Origin of the sequence: Barnesiella propionica (assembly GCF_025567045.1) — a bacterium.
Classification (GTDB): Bacteria; Bacteroidota; Bacteroidia; order Bacteroidales; family Barnesiellaceae; genus Barnesiella_B; species Barnesiella_B propionica.
This window is the reverse complement of the sequence record NZ_JAOQJK010000004.1, coordinates 263,761-281,566: the sequence shown is the minus strand read 5'-3', so window position 1 is coordinate 281,566 and position 17,806 is coordinate 263,761. Positions and strand designations below refer to the sequence as shown.

General features: G+C 35.2%; 14 protein-coding genes, 1 tRNA gene and 2 pseudogenes. 8 read left to right on the top strand and 9 right to left on the bottom strand.

Annotated elements, in window-relative coordinates:
• Positions 1-27 precede the first annotated feature (27 nt).
• The 6 genes from OCV73_RS07585 to OCV73_RS07560 form a co-directional block, all read right to left on the bottom strand.
• Positions 28-1,998 (bottom strand): alpha-L-fucosidase, encoded by a 1,971-nt coding sequence (locus OCV73_RS07585; RefSeq protein ID WP_147550938.1) that lies wholly within the window; start codon positions 1,996-1,998, stop codon positions 28-30.
• Between the two features lie 536 nt (positions 1,999-2,534).
• On the bottom strand, positions 2,535-3,302 hold the full coding sequence (locus OCV73_RS07580; protein ID WP_147550937.1) for a glycosyltransferase family 2 protein: 768 nt from the start codon (positions 3,300-3,302) through the stop codon (positions 2,535-2,537).
• The gene (locus tag OCV73_RS07575; protein ID WP_147550936.1) at positions 3,295-4,644 is read right to left on the bottom strand and encodes a hypothetical protein; all 1,350 of its coding nucleotides are present in this window, start codon (positions 4,642-4,644) and stop codon (positions 3,295-3,297) included. Before OCV73_RS07575 ends, OCV73_RS07580 begins: the two co-directional genes overlap by 8 nt.
• 11 nt (positions 4,645-4,655) lie before the next feature.
• Positions 4,656-6,047: an MATE family efflux transporter gene (locus tag OCV73_RS07570; protein ID WP_167551229.1), complete on the bottom strand. Its 1,392-nt coding sequence runs from the start codon at positions 6,045-6,047 to the stop codon at positions 4,656-4,658.
• A gap of 12 nt (positions 6,048-6,059) precedes the next feature.
• Positions 6,060-8,378, bottom strand: coding sequence for a polysaccharide biosynthesis tyrosine autokinase (locus tag OCV73_RS07565; RefSeq protein ID WP_147550934.1), 2,319 nt, complete (start codon positions 8,376-8,378; stop codon positions 6,060-6,062).
• Between the two features lie 29 nt (positions 8,379-8,407).
• Positions 8,408-9,208 (bottom strand): polysaccharide biosynthesis/export family protein, encoded by an 801-nt coding sequence (locus OCV73_RS07560; protein ID WP_147550933.1) that lies wholly within the window; start codon positions 9,206-9,208, stop codon positions 8,408-8,410.
• Between the two features lie 364 nt (positions 9,209-9,572).
• Here OCV73_RS07560 and OCV73_RS07555 point away from each other — a divergent pair, with 364 nt between their 5' ends.
• The 3 genes from OCV73_RS07555 to OCV73_RS07545 all read left to right on the top strand — a co-directional run bounded on the left by OCV73_RS07555 (position 9,573) and on the right by OCV73_RS07545 (position 12,555).
• Positions 9,573-10,322, top strand: a complete 750-nt coding sequence (locus OCV73_RS07555) for a glycosyltransferase family 32 protein (protein ID WP_147550932.1) — start codon at positions 9,573-9,575, stop codon at positions 10,320-10,322.
• A gap of 130 nt (positions 10,323-10,452) precedes the next feature.
• On the top strand, positions 10,453-11,658 hold the full coding sequence (locus OCV73_RS07550) for a glycosyltransferase (protein ID WP_262512911.1): 1,206 nt from the start codon (positions 10,453-10,455) through the stop codon (positions 11,656-11,658).
• A 9-nt stretch (positions 11,659-11,667) separates the two neighbouring features.
• Positions 11,668-12,555 carry a DMT family transporter gene (locus OCV73_RS07545; RefSeq protein WP_147550930.1) on the top strand — a complete coding sequence of 296 codons (888 nt, stop codon included), beginning with the start codon at positions 11,668-11,670 and terminating at the stop codon, positions 12,553-12,555.
• A gap of 64 nt (positions 12,556-12,619) precedes the next feature.
• On the opposite strand, the gene OCV73_RS07540 is transcribed toward OCV73_RS07545, so the two are convergent.
• Entirely contained in the window at positions 12,620-13,045 is a 426-nt protein-coding gene (locus OCV73_RS07540; RefSeq protein ID WP_147550929.1) for an Hsp20/alpha crystallin family protein, read from the bottom strand.
• Between the two features lie 149 nt (positions 13,046-13,194).
• The gene (locus tag OCV73_RS07535) at positions 13,195-13,698 is read right to left on the bottom strand and encodes a hypothetical protein (RefSeq protein WP_147550928.1); all 504 of its coding nucleotides are present in this window, start codon (positions 13,696-13,698) and stop codon (positions 13,195-13,197) included.
• A 243-nt stretch (positions 13,699-13,941) separates the two neighbouring features.
• Here OCV73_RS07535 and asnA point away from each other — a divergent pair, with 243 nt between their 5' ends.
• The 5 genes and pseudogenes from asnA (at position 13,942) to OCV73_RS07505 (ending at position 16,813) form a co-directional block, all read left to right on the top strand.
• On the top strand, positions 13,942-14,976 hold the full coding sequence (gene asnA, locus OCV73_RS07530; protein WP_147550927.1) for an aspartate--ammonia ligase: 1,035 nt from the start codon (positions 13,942-13,944) through the stop codon (positions 14,974-14,976).
• Positions 14,977-15,114: 138 nt separating this feature from the next.
• Positions 15,115-15,188: transfer RNA gene (locus OCV73_RS07525), tRNA-Asp, on the top strand.
• A 243-nt stretch (positions 15,189-15,431) separates the two neighbouring features.
• Positions 15,432-15,584, top strand: a pseudogene (locus tag OCV73_RS07520) (Arm DNA-binding domain-containing protein); the annotation flags it as partial.
• A pseudogene (gene mobA, locus OCV73_RS07510) lies at positions 15,515-16,032 on the top strand (conjugal transfer protein MobA). The pseudogenes OCV73_RS07520 and mobA, both read left to right, overlap by 70 nt.
• A gap of 283 nt (positions 16,033-16,315) precedes the next feature.
• Entirely contained in the window at positions 16,316-16,813 is a 498-nt protein-coding gene (locus tag OCV73_RS07505; RefSeq protein WP_147550926.1) for a hypothetical protein, read from the top strand.
• A gap of 112 nt (positions 16,814-16,925) precedes the next feature.
• Here the strand turns inward: OCV73_RS07505 and OCV73_RS07500 are convergent, their stop codons facing one another.
• A complete protein-coding gene (locus tag OCV73_RS07500) occupies positions 16,926-17,249 on the bottom strand; it encodes a helix-turn-helix domain-containing protein (RefSeq protein WP_147550925.1) in 324 nt (107 codons plus the stop codon).
• Positions 17,250-17,806: the final 557 nt, after the last annotated feature.

Genomic DNA, 17,806 nt, shown 5'->3' with positions numbered 1-17,806 from the left:
AATTTAAAATATATATTTTATTCTCAATTATAGCTTTATTTTTTCGATAGATAGAACTTCCCCCTTTTGATCACTAAAAGAAACAATATAAATACCAGGAGACAGGTTTAAAGGCAGCATAATTTTATGATTCCCGGAAGATAACCCCGAAATCCGATGTAGGTTGTTCCCCATAACGGTATAAAAATCCAAACTTACCAAGCTTTCTATTTGCGGGATATGTACCATGATATTAGAATCATACAAAGGGATAACTTTAAAAAGTCGATCTTTAAACGAAGAATCAGATGAATCCAGTTCAGACTTTATGATACGGATTTTATGAAAATTCAAAAGGGATACCGGCTTTCTTCCGAATTTCACTTCATATTTTCCTTCTTTCAGCTCACAGGTCCCCATCTTTATCTCTATATAATTATCGAAGTTTTTCAATGCTGGATAATCAGCTTCCAAATAATTATCTCCGATGGTAATAGTAGCCGTTCCAGCATCATATCCCGAAATTGTTACATATATATCATATTTGTTAGTCTCTGTAACTTGCAACGGCCAGGATAAATAGGCATTTTCATCTCTCCATCCCCCGAAATTAGGATAATCTTCTATCCCATTTAAAAGCAAGTCGCCCCAGGGAGATGCTGCCATGACAGTAAGCTCCGTTCCCGGTTCATTTCCGCCCAAAACACGTCCCTCATCAATAGTAATATCTTCGAAATCGACACATACAGTACTCCCTTTAGGAATATTGTGAAACCAATAGCCACCAGGAATTTTTTCGTAAATTACGGGAGTTCCGTCCGAAAGTATATATGCATTCAGTATTTTATTCTCCACACCAAATAACTTAAGATTTTCCCCAACATAATAATGTAAATAAAGAGTATTCCCTTTACGGGTAATTACTCCGAAATCTTGACCATACATAAACTCATTACTTTCCGTCCCATATATACTTTCTTTATTGACCGAAATATAATTTCCTATATATCTAAGTACATTTTTTTCTTCTTCCGTTATACTACCGTCTGCCCGGGGAGCAACATTAAGCAGTAAATTGCCACCTTTACTTAATGTCCTTAATAATTCATGCAAAACACGTAAAGGTGATTTAAACTCACTATTTTGAAGAAATCCCCAAGAATACGTCATTGAGTAACAAAGTTCATACGGTCGTTTAGGAATATCCATCAATATACCTTCCGGAGTGTCATAATCTCCATCATCCAATTCCGAAAGACGGTTATTTTGAATTATTTCCGGCCTATAATGAGGATTATTTTCCAACGCAGATTTCAGCATATTCGTAAATTCCTTATCTTTATTGGTATATGGTGCATCCCACCATATTATATCTATATCGTCCCCGTACCGTGTGGTAAACTCATCTATTATCTTACACGTATTCTGTATATATTCCATCTGTTGCTCCCGGGGATACATTGCTCCTCCTATTTCGGGGATTCCGCCCAGACTCCCCGGTGCCATCCAATCTAAGTTTTGTGAAAAATAGATTCCTATCTTAATATCTTGTCTTTTGGCAGCATCAATCAGTTCCCGGACTAAATCGCGTCCATTCGCCCCAGAATTTGTTGTACACCAATCGGAAAAAGCAGATGGATATAGAATAAAACCTTCATGATGCTTTATTGTTAATACAATATATTTCATTCCGGCAGTTTTAGCTAATATTGCTATGGAATCCGGAACAAACTTTTCAGCAGTAAACTTAGAAGCATATTTCCGGTATTCTGCTCTGGGAATATATGCTTCTGACATTATCCACTCGGCTATATATGTTGCAACAAAAGGTTGTTCCGGAGTATACATATATCCATTTAATGAAGGACCTATATATACGCCTCCTAAAGTCGAATAAACTCCCCAATGAATAAACATCCCGAAGCGGGCATTATTAAACCAGTCCATTTTGTTCAAAGAGAACAATTGAAACTGAGCTACTATAATACAAAAAATCAATAAGCACGTTTTTTTCATCATACCGATTTTTTCAATTAAAATAAGCCACCTTAACAAACCTTACTTCTATGTGATTACCAATGAATTAATCAAAATATCCACTATTATTTGTAAACAAATGGTATCATAACAACTCACATTGAAATACGAGTATTTAACAAACACATTTCTTTTTATTTTATCCTATAATGTGATTTCAGAATAGAGAATCTCTTATAGAATTAAAGAGCGGTCTATAATTTCTCTTTTAATATATTATATATAAACTATTAACTGAAATAATTTAATAAAGATTATTATCATTTAGCTAAAAAAACATGATATATATCAAACAACAAAAGCATGAAGAAATTTACAATTAAAAAAACAAACCTATTAAATATAAATACCAATCTTTTTTGTCCGCTTCTAACGGGCCCATAAATTTTACACAATAAAATTCAACACCACCTCTTTAAATAGGCAAAATATGTACATATCACCAAATCTAATGGTACACATCGTAACTAATAACAGATAATACAAAAACTTTATGAACACAACATACTCAACTATCTTCATTTTCTAAAAATAGTCTTTACGGTAATTTTAAATTCAATCCAATATGATTTTAAAATAGAATGGCTGTAAATTTTAGAGCCATGCTTAAGAAGGGTATACCTGATCTCTTTAAAAAAAGATTTCCATCCTGTCGTAGTTTTAGTCGCCGACCAGATTCTGAATTTGGCCAAAGGAGTTTTATCTACAGAATAAATATTTCCAAGGTCCAATAACCTTAACCATAAATCCAGGTCCATGCAGTAACAGATAGAACTATCTAAATAATTACATTTTTTTAAAAATTCATTTCGGTAAAATGAACCTTGCTGCGCAACACTATAGTCTTTGAATAATAAGTCATTTTTTCTTTTTATATGAAAATCCCGCTCTTCAAAAACTATCGATTCTTCGTTAATAAATGAAAGTTTCGAACCATAAAAGATAGCACCATCCGGATGTTTTTTATATAAATCTACAATTTTCTGCACACAATCAGGATACAGAACATCGTCTGAATTAATCCAGCCGACTAATTCTCCAGTAGCCATACGGAAACCTTTATTTATAGCATCGCTCTGGCCATTATCCTTTTCATGAACAACTATATCTATACGATCCCGGTATTTTTCTACAATATCCATCGTACGATCCGAAGATCCGCCGTCAATGAGAATATATTGTATGTGAGGGTACGACTGATTAAGTATACTTTGGATAGTTTCTTCTATAAATTGCCCCTGATTATATGATGGAGTTACAATAGAAACCAATATATGATCATTCATTTTCTTTCAGTTTTAGGAGATCCGGTTCTTGTTTTTTTAACTTCTTCATTCTGGTATATTCCAACAATATAGGAACAATATATGCCATTGAACAAATCATTATATTAGTTATTGATGTTATCAACATTAAAAGCATATATGAGCAAACCGTTCTTTTAACTTCAGCGTCTTTCCCTTTCCAGAAAAACAGAAATAAATTGCAGTAATATATCAAATATATTACTGTACCTAACAAACCGAAGCGAACAAATAATGTAATCCAGGCTATATCAGAGGTCTCTACCTGCATGATTTCTCCCGTATCCTCATTTCTGATTCCCAAGACAAAGTCAAAATGACTCATTGTATATGGAGTAGCTTCCTGCATCAGCCCTAACCCCATATAAGTAGTTAAAGGAGTTTCCAACATTCGGTTTGTCCTTTCATATAACATGCTCATGCGTAATAATAACGTTGATTCCGCAAAATCTTCAGTACGGGAAAAAGCCTCGAAATCACCTTCCATAACAGCCTTTACATCATTAATTGTTCCACGGGAATTCAAACTATCATAAATCATACCCGAAGAAGGAAGCAATATAAGAATGAAAAGTAAAGTATACTTAAACGATTTCGATGAAAATTTATTATATAAATAAATATTAAGTACTAAAATAAATATGATTGAGATGATCAGATTACGATGAAAGGATAAAAGAATAGGAAGAAATAGTAAAATAGAAATGAAAACTTTTTGACGGTTACTATGGTAATTATATTGATAAAGTCCATAATATATAAAATAAGGCAATAATATAGGAAAATTATAATAGCGGGGAATAGTCACTCCCAGTACATCCATTTTTGCACCGCCTGCATATCCGTTAAGAATGGGTGCACCTATTATTGCTTGCAATATATACACTCCGGAAAGACATAATGTAATATAAAATATTATTTTTTTAAGACGATCTATTTCTGGTATTGATAATCGGTAAAAAAGAAAACAAGAAAGCAGCAGAATAAAATTACGTACTGTCCTTAAGATTTCTCCCCAAGGCACAGCATAAAAATAACGACTGACAATAATTGCAGCTACCAGAAATGCCATAAATAAATAAGAAAACTTTGGCATAATCTTATCTTTCCAAACAGGCATATTATGGGTAAGAACAGTAATCACAAATATACCTAACAGATACGCCAGTGCATAGTCCATCGGCTTGAGTCCAATTCCCAGAGAAAACCAGGAGAGTGGTATTATTTGAAATCCATCCAGTAAAAAGAAAAAGAAACAAAGTATTGACTCTACTTTTCTTCCACAGAAAAACCAAGATATCGCTAAAAAGACAATAACAAACATTCCCGATTATTTTAAAAGTTTATATCTGTCATAGTTTTCAAATGAGCATAATTCCTTTTTTCTCTCATTAACCGGTAATATTGAAAGGGAGCCACATATCCGTTAATATTTGATAATATTAAAGCTATATATATACTATAAGTACCTAAATTCCAATAATTTATAAGAAAATAAGAAGCCCCCAGATATACGAAAGGAGAAATTAAAGCAAGAATATATTGCACTCTAAGAATTCCCATGCCATTAAGTATATTGACATATAAAGTAGTATAAAGTGTAATAACCACGTAAATAAAGCAAATTACGATAAGTCTCAAGTCAATGCCACTGGCTACTTCACCTACCCATAATTTTAAAAGACAAGGAGCGACAAACATCAGTACAACCCCTAAAAATGTAAAAGCCATGGCAATTAACAAATATTTACGAGTTGCATTACGAATCCATTCAAACTCTTTTCGCGTCCAAGCATCTGTCACTGCAGACCAAAATGGAGCTAAAAAAATTGTAAAAGTCATCGCAAGAACATTAAAATACTTATATACAATATTATAAATAGTTACATCTAATACCGAAAAATAATAAGCAATGATAAAATTTGCCGTCTGAAACTGTATTATACAAGATATCTGAATAATAAAGAATTGTAATCCTAAATTCAAAATATCCTTAATGCGTATAAACTTCACATATTTTATCGAAGGCGAATACATTTTATATCTGCCTCGAAAAAAAATAATATTTGCTATAACCCATACAAGCAACGGCGCAAAACATAATACAATACCGAGTTTCATCAACGAGCCGGGAATAAGTTGCATCATAACCCATATGATAAGTAATGCCAAAAATTGACCTAACATATCAAAAAATGAAGCCCACGCCGGATGCTGGTCCGAAATAAATATAGTAGACAGGATTTTTATTACATTCTGTAAACAGAAATAAGAAATTATTATTACAAATAAGTTATTAAGCTCTCCCACAGAGTCATACCCCAAATGAAAGAATTTATTCCAATTAATAAAATTATTACCTATTACAAAAAAAAGCCAGATAACAACAAAAATGAGAGTAAGCATAAAAAATGTCGTACTCACATATTCCCGGGCAAGGATGGAATCTCCTTTCGCTTTAGCTTCGGCAAACTTATTTCTCAATCCATTACTTAATCCGATATCAAAAAATCCAAGCCAAAAGACCATCGTACTTAATGTCAACCATATACCATACTGTTCGGCATTAATATAATGAATACACATAGGAACCATCAACAAAGAAATAATAACACTGATTACTTTAATGAATAAACAGGAAACAATACTTTTCTTTAGTTGAACACTTCGTGTATCCCCCTTATGAAAAAAATCTTTTATATCTTGTATAGAATAAGGTCTTCCCACTTCTATAATATTTTATTTACCATAACCATAACCGTACCCCTGCTTAGCAGTAGTACCGTTGATGACCAAAGAAACGTTTTTAAGTTTTCCTGATTCGACAAGGTCATTTACATAAGCAATATTATCTTTTCTGGTATAATTAGCCCGGCACACATAAATAACAGCATCTGCGATCCTCATAAGAGTAAAAGTATCCGAAACCATTCCTACTGGAGCCGAATCCACAATAATATAATCATATCGTTTTTTAAGCTCGCTAAATAAAGAGTCCAAACGTTCGCTCAGCAACAATTCAGCAGGATTCGGCGGAACTGGACCAGAAAAGATCACATCTAACATTTCGGAAAACTTAGTATGATTAATAATATCATCTATCGACACCGAATCAGAAGCAAGATATGAGGTAATACCCGAATTTGCGTGCATTCCCAAATAATCCATTAATTTAGGACTACGTATATCCAGTCCCACCAAAAGAATTTTCTTATTCGTGAGCGCTAATGATAAAGCCAGATTCACACTAACAAAAGATTTACCTTCACCACTTATGGAAGAAGTCATCAATATTACATTTTCATTTTTTCCATGTAACAAAAACTGAAGATTTGCGCGCAACAGCCTGAACAACTCTCCGATTGACGACCTGTCTCCCTTTTTCGCAACTATATATTCAGTACTTTCATTCATACAAATTTCTCCTACAACAGGTATATTTGTAAGTTTTTTAAGTTCCTGCTTAGTCCCGAATTTAAATGTAAATAGATCTTTAAGGTACAAATAAATAATAGGTAACAACAAACCGAAAAAGAAAGCGAACAAAATAACCATCATTCTTTTGGGAGAAAGAGGCTCATTCAAATGATAAGCATCATCAATAATACGACCCTTGGGTACCGATGCTGCCATCATCAAAGAATTCTCTTCTTTCTTTTGCAGTAAAAAAACATATAATTCCGATTTAATTATCTGCTGACGCTTAAGTTCCAAAAATTCACGCTCTTGAGTAGGCATCCCTTTAATCCGGTTCATAAATATATTTTCCTGCTGTTGCAAGTCATCTCGTACAATCTCATAACTTTCCTTTGCTTTTGTAATTGTCTGCAATACATTTCCACGCATTGCATCAATCTGTTCATTAAGGTTCTGAACACTCTGGTTCGATTCACCCGCTGTTCTCAAAAGCTGTAGACGCCTCAATAACAAATCATTATATGCTTTTATAGCATCCCCTGCCGATTTATCGGGTAATCCCGACGTTATGGGTACTAATTCATATTTATTAGAAGTGTTCCGCAAAAAATTGTCGACCATAGAAATTACAGACAATTGAGTTTCCGCTTCAATTAGCTTTTGCTTAAATTCCCCATTCTGTTCCAACATCACTTTCGCCTCAATTTCCAGATCCGTAAGATTATGTTGTTTTTTGTATTCTTCTACATTTTTCTCTGCCACAGAAAGCTCATCATACAACGAGGAAAGACGATTTTCTATAAACCGTCCCGTATTAGAAGCCGTTACATTTTTCTCATTCTGGCCGGCTTCATTATAAAAAGCAATCAAAGTATTCAGTAAATCTTTACCTCTGTCAATGCTGGTTTCTTCCAGAGATAAAGAAATTCCGTTAGCTTTTTTCGATGCAACTCCGATACTTATTTTCTCTTCCCATAATTCAGTAAATGAATCATAACTCGCAATAGTTGCTTTTATCTTATAATTCTTATCAGGTTTATACCCCGAAGCTGTATCAACGACAAATTGACCGTAAACAGTCTTGACTGTAACAGGAAAAGTAGCGCCCTTAATATCGGCAAGAGTAGTAAAACGCCCTTTTTTAACCTTCACATCGGCTTTATTGTCTTTATTAATCCGAATGTCAAATTTTAACCACACCGAAAGTGTATCCTGAAGCGACTCCGGAGCCATTAACCGTATAGGAAGATCCTTATATGCTGTCTTATAAAATAATCCTTTTTTTACTTTATAATCTATATTCAGATTTAAATCTTTTACAACATCTTTAATGAGAGAATGAGAAGAGATTATCAATAATTCGTCATCGACAGAACTTCCCCCTAACATACCACCAAAAGAAAAGCTTTTAAGCATAGCGGATTGCAAACCGCCCCCACTGCTGGGAGACTCATCTTCCGTAATCAGAACATTTGCGTTTATCTGATAAACAGGTTCTTTTACTTTTAAATAAAAAACAGCAAATAATAAACATAACGCAATAGAGCCCAAGAAAAGGCACCAATGCCTTTTATAATTTTGCAATAATTCAACTATATTAACGAACTCGTCTTTTTGTGGTTTGGTAATCATACTACTCATATCAACAATATAATTTCAGCGAGGATAAATTACTTAATAAATAATGCAATAGCCAATGATGCCAATACCGATACTGCACCTACTATTGTCGAAACAATAGACACATTAAATTGACCATTCTGGCTATATCGAGAATTTGCTTGCTGGGATTTATTAGGAGAAATATATATCACATCGTTCTGTTTCAAATAGTAACACGGTGAAGCAAAAACGGCAGGGTCTGTGAGGTCAACTCTATAAAATTCTTTTTTCCCGTCTTGTTCACGTACAACCAAAACATTGGTTCTCTCTCCATATATGGTCAAATCACCAGCCATTGCAATAGCATCCAATATTGAAATACGATCACTATTTACAGATACAGCACCAGGTTCTCTTACCTCCCCTAATACGACCACCTTAAAATTTTTCAATTGAACATTTACCAAAGCATCTTTGATATCCTGGCTCAGCATAGAACGAATCATATTCTCTACCTCTCCTCTCGTTTTTCCTGCCACATGAACTTCGCCGAGAACCGGCAATGAGATATTACCTTCCCCATTCACTATATACAAAGGAATACTGGGCATTGTATTAAATGTTTTTTCTCCGGGAATCGAATAGGTAATCGCGGGAAGATTATATGCTGCAACCGCTTCCGGGACAGAAGAAGTAATAGAAATAGCTAATTGGTCATCCGGAGCAATTTTCAATTCGTAATCTACCGGTACTTTAGACAATTCGCCTGTCTGTTCCTCTACATTTTGAAAATATACTACTTGTTTATTTGTTTTACAGGAAACTACGAAAACAGTTAAAAAAAACAGTAAAAGTATCTTGTTCTTCATTCCAAATTATTTTTTCAGTCAAAGTTCGGCAAAGATAACACAATATTCTTAAACATAAAAAACACTACATTCATGAAACGGCAAAATAGAATCTTTATTATATAAATAAATCTTTTTTATGAGATTTATTTATCATATATTTCATAATATTCCCAGCCGCCTGAATCACATAACCCAGTATACAAGGATGATATTCTTTTTATACAAAAAATCAATATATTTTTTTACTAAAAAATTAAGCATATTATTATATCCTGTAAAAATAAACTGATATTTGCTTCGCAATAAAAATCTTAGTACATTTGTAAATAAATCAAAAAGCAACAACCCAAATCATTGGATTTTACTATTAGACAAGTAATATATGATACCCAAAACTATACACTATTGTTGGTTCGGACATGGCGAAATGTCAAAAAAAACACTGAAATACATAGATTCATGGAAACGTCATTTACCCGGATATGAAATCAAAGAATGGAATGAAAATACATTTGATATTAATTCCAATTTATTTGTACAAGAAGCATATCACTGCAAAAAATATGCATTCGTGTCAGATTATGTCCGGTTATACGCTTTATACAACGAAGGCGGTATTTATCTGGACACCGATGTAGAACTACTAAAATCATTTGACAAATTTCTTAACAATCCTGCATTCATCGGATTTGAGAGCAATAAATGGGTTGCTTCCGCCATAATAGGTGCAGAAAAAAACAATTCCCTAATCAAAGAATTACTGGACTACTATACTGGCAGACGATTTTTTAATCCGGACGATCCCAAAAAAATAGTTGCTAATACGGTTTTTATCACTGAACACTTAGTCGCCAAAAACCTCAGACTTGAAAATAAATATCAGGAATTAGATAAAATAAAAGTATTTCCTACCGAATTTTTCAGTCCTAAAGATGATGATACAGGAAAAATACATCTTACCGAAAATTCACATTGTATTCATCATTTCTCCAAAACATGGATACCCAAAAGAATTGTGATATTATATGATATAAAAAAAGCATTGATAGCTGTTTTCGGCGAAAATTTCATAAACACATTTATCAGGATATTCCGTTTAAAACAACTAAAAAAAATACTAAATATCGACTAATATTTTCATCAAACCCAAAAGCAAAAAATTATACCGATATAGTCCCTGTTACAGCGAAAAATAAAAATGAATTAATTCACAATAAATATTTAGCTGTACAAGTTTCAGGAATATAAAAAGTTATGTACGTTTGCAGTTGAAAAATCGTTATACTATTCTCAAAATGATTCATTTCAGTCTTTCGTTCAATACTATAGAAATCATAATCATGAGTGTGGTCGCACTCCTTTTTTTTATAGAACTCTTTTACTATTTATATTTTTTCAACCGGCCGACGACATTCATAAGAAAAAAAGATAAAAAAAACCTACATTTTCTTCAGGAATATCCTCCCCTCTCCGTTGTCGTATATACTAAGAACGATGCCGAAAACCTGGAGAAATATCTGCCTGAAATATTGGAACAGGAATATCCGAAATATGAAGTAATAGTGGTAAATGACGGCTCTACAGACGATACAAAGGACGTAACTTCAGCATTGGAATGCCGTTACAAACATCTTTACCAAACCTATATTCCCGACGAAGCCCGCAACTTAAGCCGTAAAAAACTGGCTCTCACTCTTGGCATAAAAGCAGCCAAATACGACATTATCGTTCTTACACACGCCAACTGCCATCCCGGAAGCCGGATATGGCTGCAAAAAATAGCCCGGAATTTCATCCCCGGAATCGATATTGTCATAGGACATGCATACATGTCAGGACATACCAGTCGGTACGCAGCTTTCAATAGGCTGATGTACACATTAAAATATCTCTCGTTCGCACTGTTAAACAGACCTTACCGGGGAACTGGAGCCAATCTGGCATACCGCAAATCCCTGTTTTTTGAAAATAAAGGTTTCTCGCAGCATCTTAACCTTCATTTCGGAGACGATGACCTTTTCATTAATGAGATAGCCGGTCACACCAATACCCGCACAGAACTGTCGCCTGAAAGTCACATGATAACCGAATACGACGATAATTATCGGGCCTGGAAAGAACTGAAATTGCAATATGATTTCACATCCCGCTATCTCCATACAAAGGCCAAAATACTATTTCCGCTGGAAGAATTGACAGCATGGCTCTTTTATGCAGGTACTTTTTTTCTTATTATCACAGGTATATTCTACAATGCGGTACTTTCCGTTATCGGGTTATTATTGCTTATAATACATTTCGTCATTCAAACAATCGTTTACAGGAATGCCGCCAAATTACTGAACAGTCGCAAGCTGGCATTCTCTCTGCCTTTCTTCACACTTATACATCCGTTCGCAAATCTATACTTTAGGCTTGTAGGACGTTTCAGCCGTAATAAAAACTATACATGGGGGTTCCAGCGGTAATATAAAGATATGAGAACAAAACTTCCGGCAATACTTGCATGTATATTATGGGGATCTGCTTTCGCAGGAGCCAAAATAGGTTTCACTTACACAACTCCGTTGCATCTTTCCGGTATGAGATTTACACTGGCAGGGATATTGCTCATACCTTTTCTTATATACCAGAAAACCGATTGGAAAGCTAACCTGAAACAATGGAAGTATATGTTGTTTTTCGGTATACTCCAGACATTCATACAATACGGTCTCTTTTTTATGGGACTTGACAAAGTTCCGGCTGCGGTATCGGCAATCATTATCGGAGGAGGTCCGCTTTTTGTAGCTGTTATGGCACACTTCACCATTAAAAACGACAAACTCGGTCTACGCAAGGTCATCGCTATCCTCTTAGGAATGACAGGCATTGTATTCATAAGCACAACAAAGGGTACATTAAACGCAAGCAACAATACTTTTTACCTCGGTATATTCCTGCTTATCATCAGCAATATAACCGGAGCAGCTACGAATATCATCGTGGCAAAGAACCGGAACCGAGTCGATCCGGTCATGCTCACCGCTTTCGCCAATTTTACAGGAGGCCTCATACTCTATGCAGTATCGTGGTTTACCGAACCCGACTGGCATCTGCGCGACTATACTGCAGAATTCTACCTCGCATGGATATGGCTGGCACTCATTCCTGCCGCCGGATTTTCCATCTGGTATTCATTACTTAAAAATCCCGAAGTAAAGGTATCCGAACTGAATATGTGGAAATTTGTCGTTCCCGTCTCGGGAGTAATCCTCAGCTGGATAATTCTTCCGGGAGAAAAACCCGACTGGCAATCTGTCACCGGCATAATCATTATCACCATAGCCCTGCTCACTTTGCAATGGCAAAAAGAGACCCGATAAAAAACCTGCCCATATTTTTCCGAAAATAAAAAACATGAGCAGGTTCCTAATATTTCACAACCACTTATTTCACAGCTATTTTTTTAGGCTCCGTAGCTTCTGGAGCTTTCTTCTTAGGAATAGTTACGGTAAGTACTCCATTCTCCTGTTTAGCCTCTATAGCGTCTTTCTCTACGTTATCAGGTAGAATAAGAGTTTGCTGGAACTGAGAATACGAAAATTCACGACGAAGAAATTTACCTTTTTTATCCTTTTCTTCATTTTCACTTTTATTCTCAACAGTAACGATAAGATGATTATCTTTCGTAACTGTCACATTAAAATCGTCCTTAGTTATTCCCGGGGCGGCAATCTCCACCTCATACTCTTTATCTGTCTCCAGAATGTTGATAGCCGGGGCCGAACTGTTTGACTTAGCGATCCATTCATTTCCAAAAAAATCATTGAAAATTCCGGGAAGCCAGTTTTGCGATGCTTTTGCAGGTGTCATAATAATTCCTCCTGATTTTAATTTAATTGTGTTATAACTTTATACCGGAACCAAAATTCCATTTGTCCCGATGATTATAAAACAATACAAAAGAAAATTTGACAGCCAGTAATCCGTTAAAGTTCAAGAGAAGTATTAAAAAAGTATTATCAAGGCTCTACAACCACGTCATAACGCAACAGATCATAATATACCTTAAAAGGGAAACCGCCTCCTTTACGGGGAACATTCTTATAGAAATAATATTGCCCCGATTTGTCGAAACTATCAATCTGTACCTGCCGTGTAGTCTTCGGTAACAAATCGCACTCCACCATTACCTCCCTGTAATCAATCATATCACCCGAAGGCGATTTATACACCAGTTTAAGTTTTATTCTGGAAATATGCTCGGTCGTATTATTCTTCAACAAAAATGTCTCTTTACGTCCCGATATCTTTTTATCAAAGTCATATAAACCTACTGCTTCGGAAGTAAACTTACCGATATTTTTCATGCTCTTTCCTACTCCAAGACGCGACAGCATCTCTCCGGCTTCCACCTCGGTAAGAGTATCGTTAACAGCAGATCTCACTGGCTTCACATTTCCAGCTTGCAATAACAACAATATACCTGCAAACAAGACAACGAATATATAACGCTCATATCTCATTATAACAACGCTATTAAATTAAAATAAGTAAAAAACAAATATACAAAAAAACGATATAAAAGTCTCCCCTGTATACTCTTTGACGGGCACATGAATACACAATTTTACATCTACATAATATCATTATGAATTATATATTCATTTAAATTAAAGCAAAATGATGTATAAATTATCATTATTCAAAACATTTGTTATATATTTGCAATATAAACTCAAAATTATAAATATACATTATAAAGAAATATGGCATTTATCATACCTAAATCATACAAACTCAAATTATTGCCTGAAACAACAGAAAAGGCTATAAAAACTCTAAAAGATTCATTCGAGGAAAAACTGGCAAAGACACTGAACCTCAGACGGGTAACAGCCCCTCTGTTCGTACTGTCCGGAACCGGAATCAATGACGATCTCAACGGAAATGAACATGCGGTCTCATTCCCCATCAAATCCATGGATGACCGTAAGGCCGAAGTCGTACATTCTCTTGCCAAATGGAAAAGAATGAAACTAGGAGCCTATGGTATCGCGCCAGGCTACGGCTTATATACCGATATGAATGCCATACGCACGCATGAAGAACTTGATAATCTGCATTCTCTTTATGTAGACCAGTGGGACTGGGAACAAACCATAACAGAACGGGACCGCAATCTCGACTATCTAAAAAATACGGTAGAAAAAATATATAAGGCTATCAAAGAAATAGAACAAAAGATATATGCCGAATTCCCGCATATAACTCCTCAATTGCCCGACAACATAACATTCCTGCATGCCGAAGAACTTCTGCGGCAATACCCCACTCTTCCGGCTAAAGACCGGGAGGCAAAAGCCGCCCGCAAATACGGGGCAATTTTTCTTATCGGCATAGGTAATACGCTAAGTAACGGAGAACCCCACGACGGACGCGCCCCCGACTACGATGACTGGGTCACACCCAACAGCGACGGGTATTTCGGGCTCAACGGCGACATTATACTCTGGAATCCCATCCTCGAATGTGCGTTCGAACTATCATCCATGGGTATCCGTGTTAATAAAAACTCCTTATTACGCCAATTAGAATTACGTAACTGTATGGAACGTACGGAACTCAGTTTCCATAAATCACTACTGAACGAAGAACTCCCTCTTTCTATTGGAGGCGGTATAGGACAATCCCGGCTATGTATGTATCTTTTACAGAAAGCTCATATTGGTGAAGTACAAGCCAGTATATGGCCCGAAGATCAAATGAAAAAGTGTACTCAACATAACATAATGCTCTTATAACATTTCAGAAAGGAAAAAGAATTTATACCGAAAAAAATATTTTTTTCGAAAACTATTGTGAGATTCAAAAAAAGCCTCTATATTTGCACTCGCAATTGAGGCCAAGAGAGGCAATCACAAATTGCAAAATGGAAATTTGGTGTGGTAGTTCAGCTGGTTAGAATACATGCCTGTCACGCATGGGGTCGCGGGTTCGAGTCCCGTCCGCACCGCGAAAGCAAATAGCAAATTAAAGCAAAGCTCTGAAATTCAAGGATTTCAGAGCTTTTTCTTTTTCTCCGCTTTGGCAAAAAATAGTGGTTTTAGGCAGTTCTCACATGGCTTATTCGTGGGACTTTTTGAAAGCTGTTTTTGCTCCCACGAATTGACGCATTTGTCTTTGATTGTCAGCTTTTTGCGTAGCTGGTTTTTGAGTGTAGCAAACTAATTTTGTACCACTTAAAAAACAAAGAATTATGGGAGCAGTGAAAAAAAACACATTAAGCGTATTATTCATCATTAAGAAATCAAAACTTCTGAAAAACGGTGAAGCTCCTGTTTGTATGCGCATCACCGTAAACAAGCAAGTAGCCAAAATTATGATCAAACGGAGTATCCCCGTGGATTTATAAAATCAGAAAAAAAGTCATTTAACAAAGGAAAACGCAAGCCTAAACTTAACCCACGAACACACTGCTATTCCTTTAATTTAGACGATGTGGAGAACGCCAAATTCTTAGCCTTTTACTACCAGTCAGGCTACAAGGTAAAAGCACATTTATTAAGAACTGTATTTTCGGAAAGTCGTTTAAGGTACTTAGGATTGATAAAAGCAAGGCTGATTATTACATTCAACTCTCACAATTGTTTTCACAATTCAGGAGCATAGGCATATTGTATAATCAAACGGTGAAAGAGCTTCATTCCAATTTTACGGAAAAGAAAGCACTTGCTTTGCTTTATAAATTGGAACAATACACTGTTGAACTGGTAAAGACGAACCAACAGATTATTGCGCTTACCAAACAGTTTGAAGCATCTTATAAGAAGAAGGGGATAATATCGGCAAAGAAGTAAATATGGACTTGCCAAAAGAAAAAACATCCCGAAACTGCCACGTGTATAGCTTCGGGATGAATTTTAATATTAGTTGTTTGCTTTAATATAGGACTAACGGGTTTTAAAATCATATGTTGTATTCAGCAAATTATAATCTTCCTCCACAAAGGATCACCGGTAGTATATTCTTATATTATCATATAATCTTAACAAAGATAATTATTCTCCTTTGAAAATGAAATAATTATAGAGAAATGACTACTTTTGTTTATCATAAAAGTGAAAACACATAATTGGGCATATGAAAAAGTTGATACTATTTTTTACTAATCCGATTATTGGAGGAATCTTGTCTTTAATAGGAATTTTGGAAATCCTATTTAGTATCCCATCCTCATATCTAAACTATAAAATATCATTGTGGATAATAGTTTTAGTCATTGGATTTATCATTTTTACATCATATTTATATAAAAAGCTACGAATTCTATATTTTATTAAAACATATACTTCTGATAGTTTTGGAGGATCTCGTACTTATACTTGGAAATGGAGTAAAACCACATATAATACCAATGTTTACGGATATATGCCCGACCACATTAATGTTCAAGATATAACAAAGTTAGATCCTGATACAAAAGTATATGATTTCAGTCACTGCATAACAAACAAAGATTTATTGCAAGAATATATAATGGTTAGTTTATATGATAAGGTAGAAAACAGTAAGCAGACTAATCTATTTATACAGCAATTACATAAGCTTGAAGCTCTTTATTCTAAGCAAAGGCAATAGGACCTTTATCCCAATATTTTAAATAGAAAGTACATATCGGCGGACGAACAACAAAAACTTGCCAAAAAGAAATATCCCGAAATTGCCACGTGTACAGCTTCGGGATAACTTCTTACTTGTCTGTTCCGTGTTCTTTTTCAAACTTGCGGAGCGTACCCACATCAAACCTCTCCTTTATGAACTCACGCACATCGGAAGCCCGGTAATAGGCTTTTCCGCTAATCATCATAAAGGGCAGTAGTTTCTTGCTACGCAATCGCTGTAATGTTCGGGTACTCACTTTAAACAACAGACACAAGTCCTGATTATCTAAAAGTTTATCGCCCGGCATTACTTCTGGATTGGTCTGCAAACTCTTTACATCTTTTCCTACTTCTTCCAGTTTATCGAGTAGTTTTTGCATCCAGTCTTTGAACTCGTAATTATCTACATACATATTGCTTCATTTTTTAGGTTATAGACTAATGATTACCAATCGATTGATGAAACAAAGTTCGGAAAAAAAAGCAAAGAAAATGGGGGAATGGTACACCTAATCCCCCATAAATCATTCGTAGCACGTTGATTATCAATATAACAGAAAATTCATTTTTACAGAATGTGTGCAGACGTCACCAAGGATAGGTTAAAAGAAACTGAACAACTTATTGAAGATTAGTTTGCCTAAAAGTAGAAATACATTCTAAATATTACTATATTTGCACCAACTCAAACAACCACCGCAACACCAAGCAATCTAAAGAATTGCACACGTGGGGTTATTAGTGGGAGAAAGAATTAAGAGCTTGCTAAGATATTGAGTACGTGAAGAATAAAACAAAGGTTCATCTTCCGTCCGCACCGCAGTAAACACTGATTGTCAACAATTTACGAAGAAAACATCCCATTTTACACCTAATAATGTAAAATGGGATGTTTTGCGTTAAAAGCAATAAGCGTACAATATAACACAAAGGACAGCTTTCTTATCGGTATACCTGTAAAGTAAGCTGT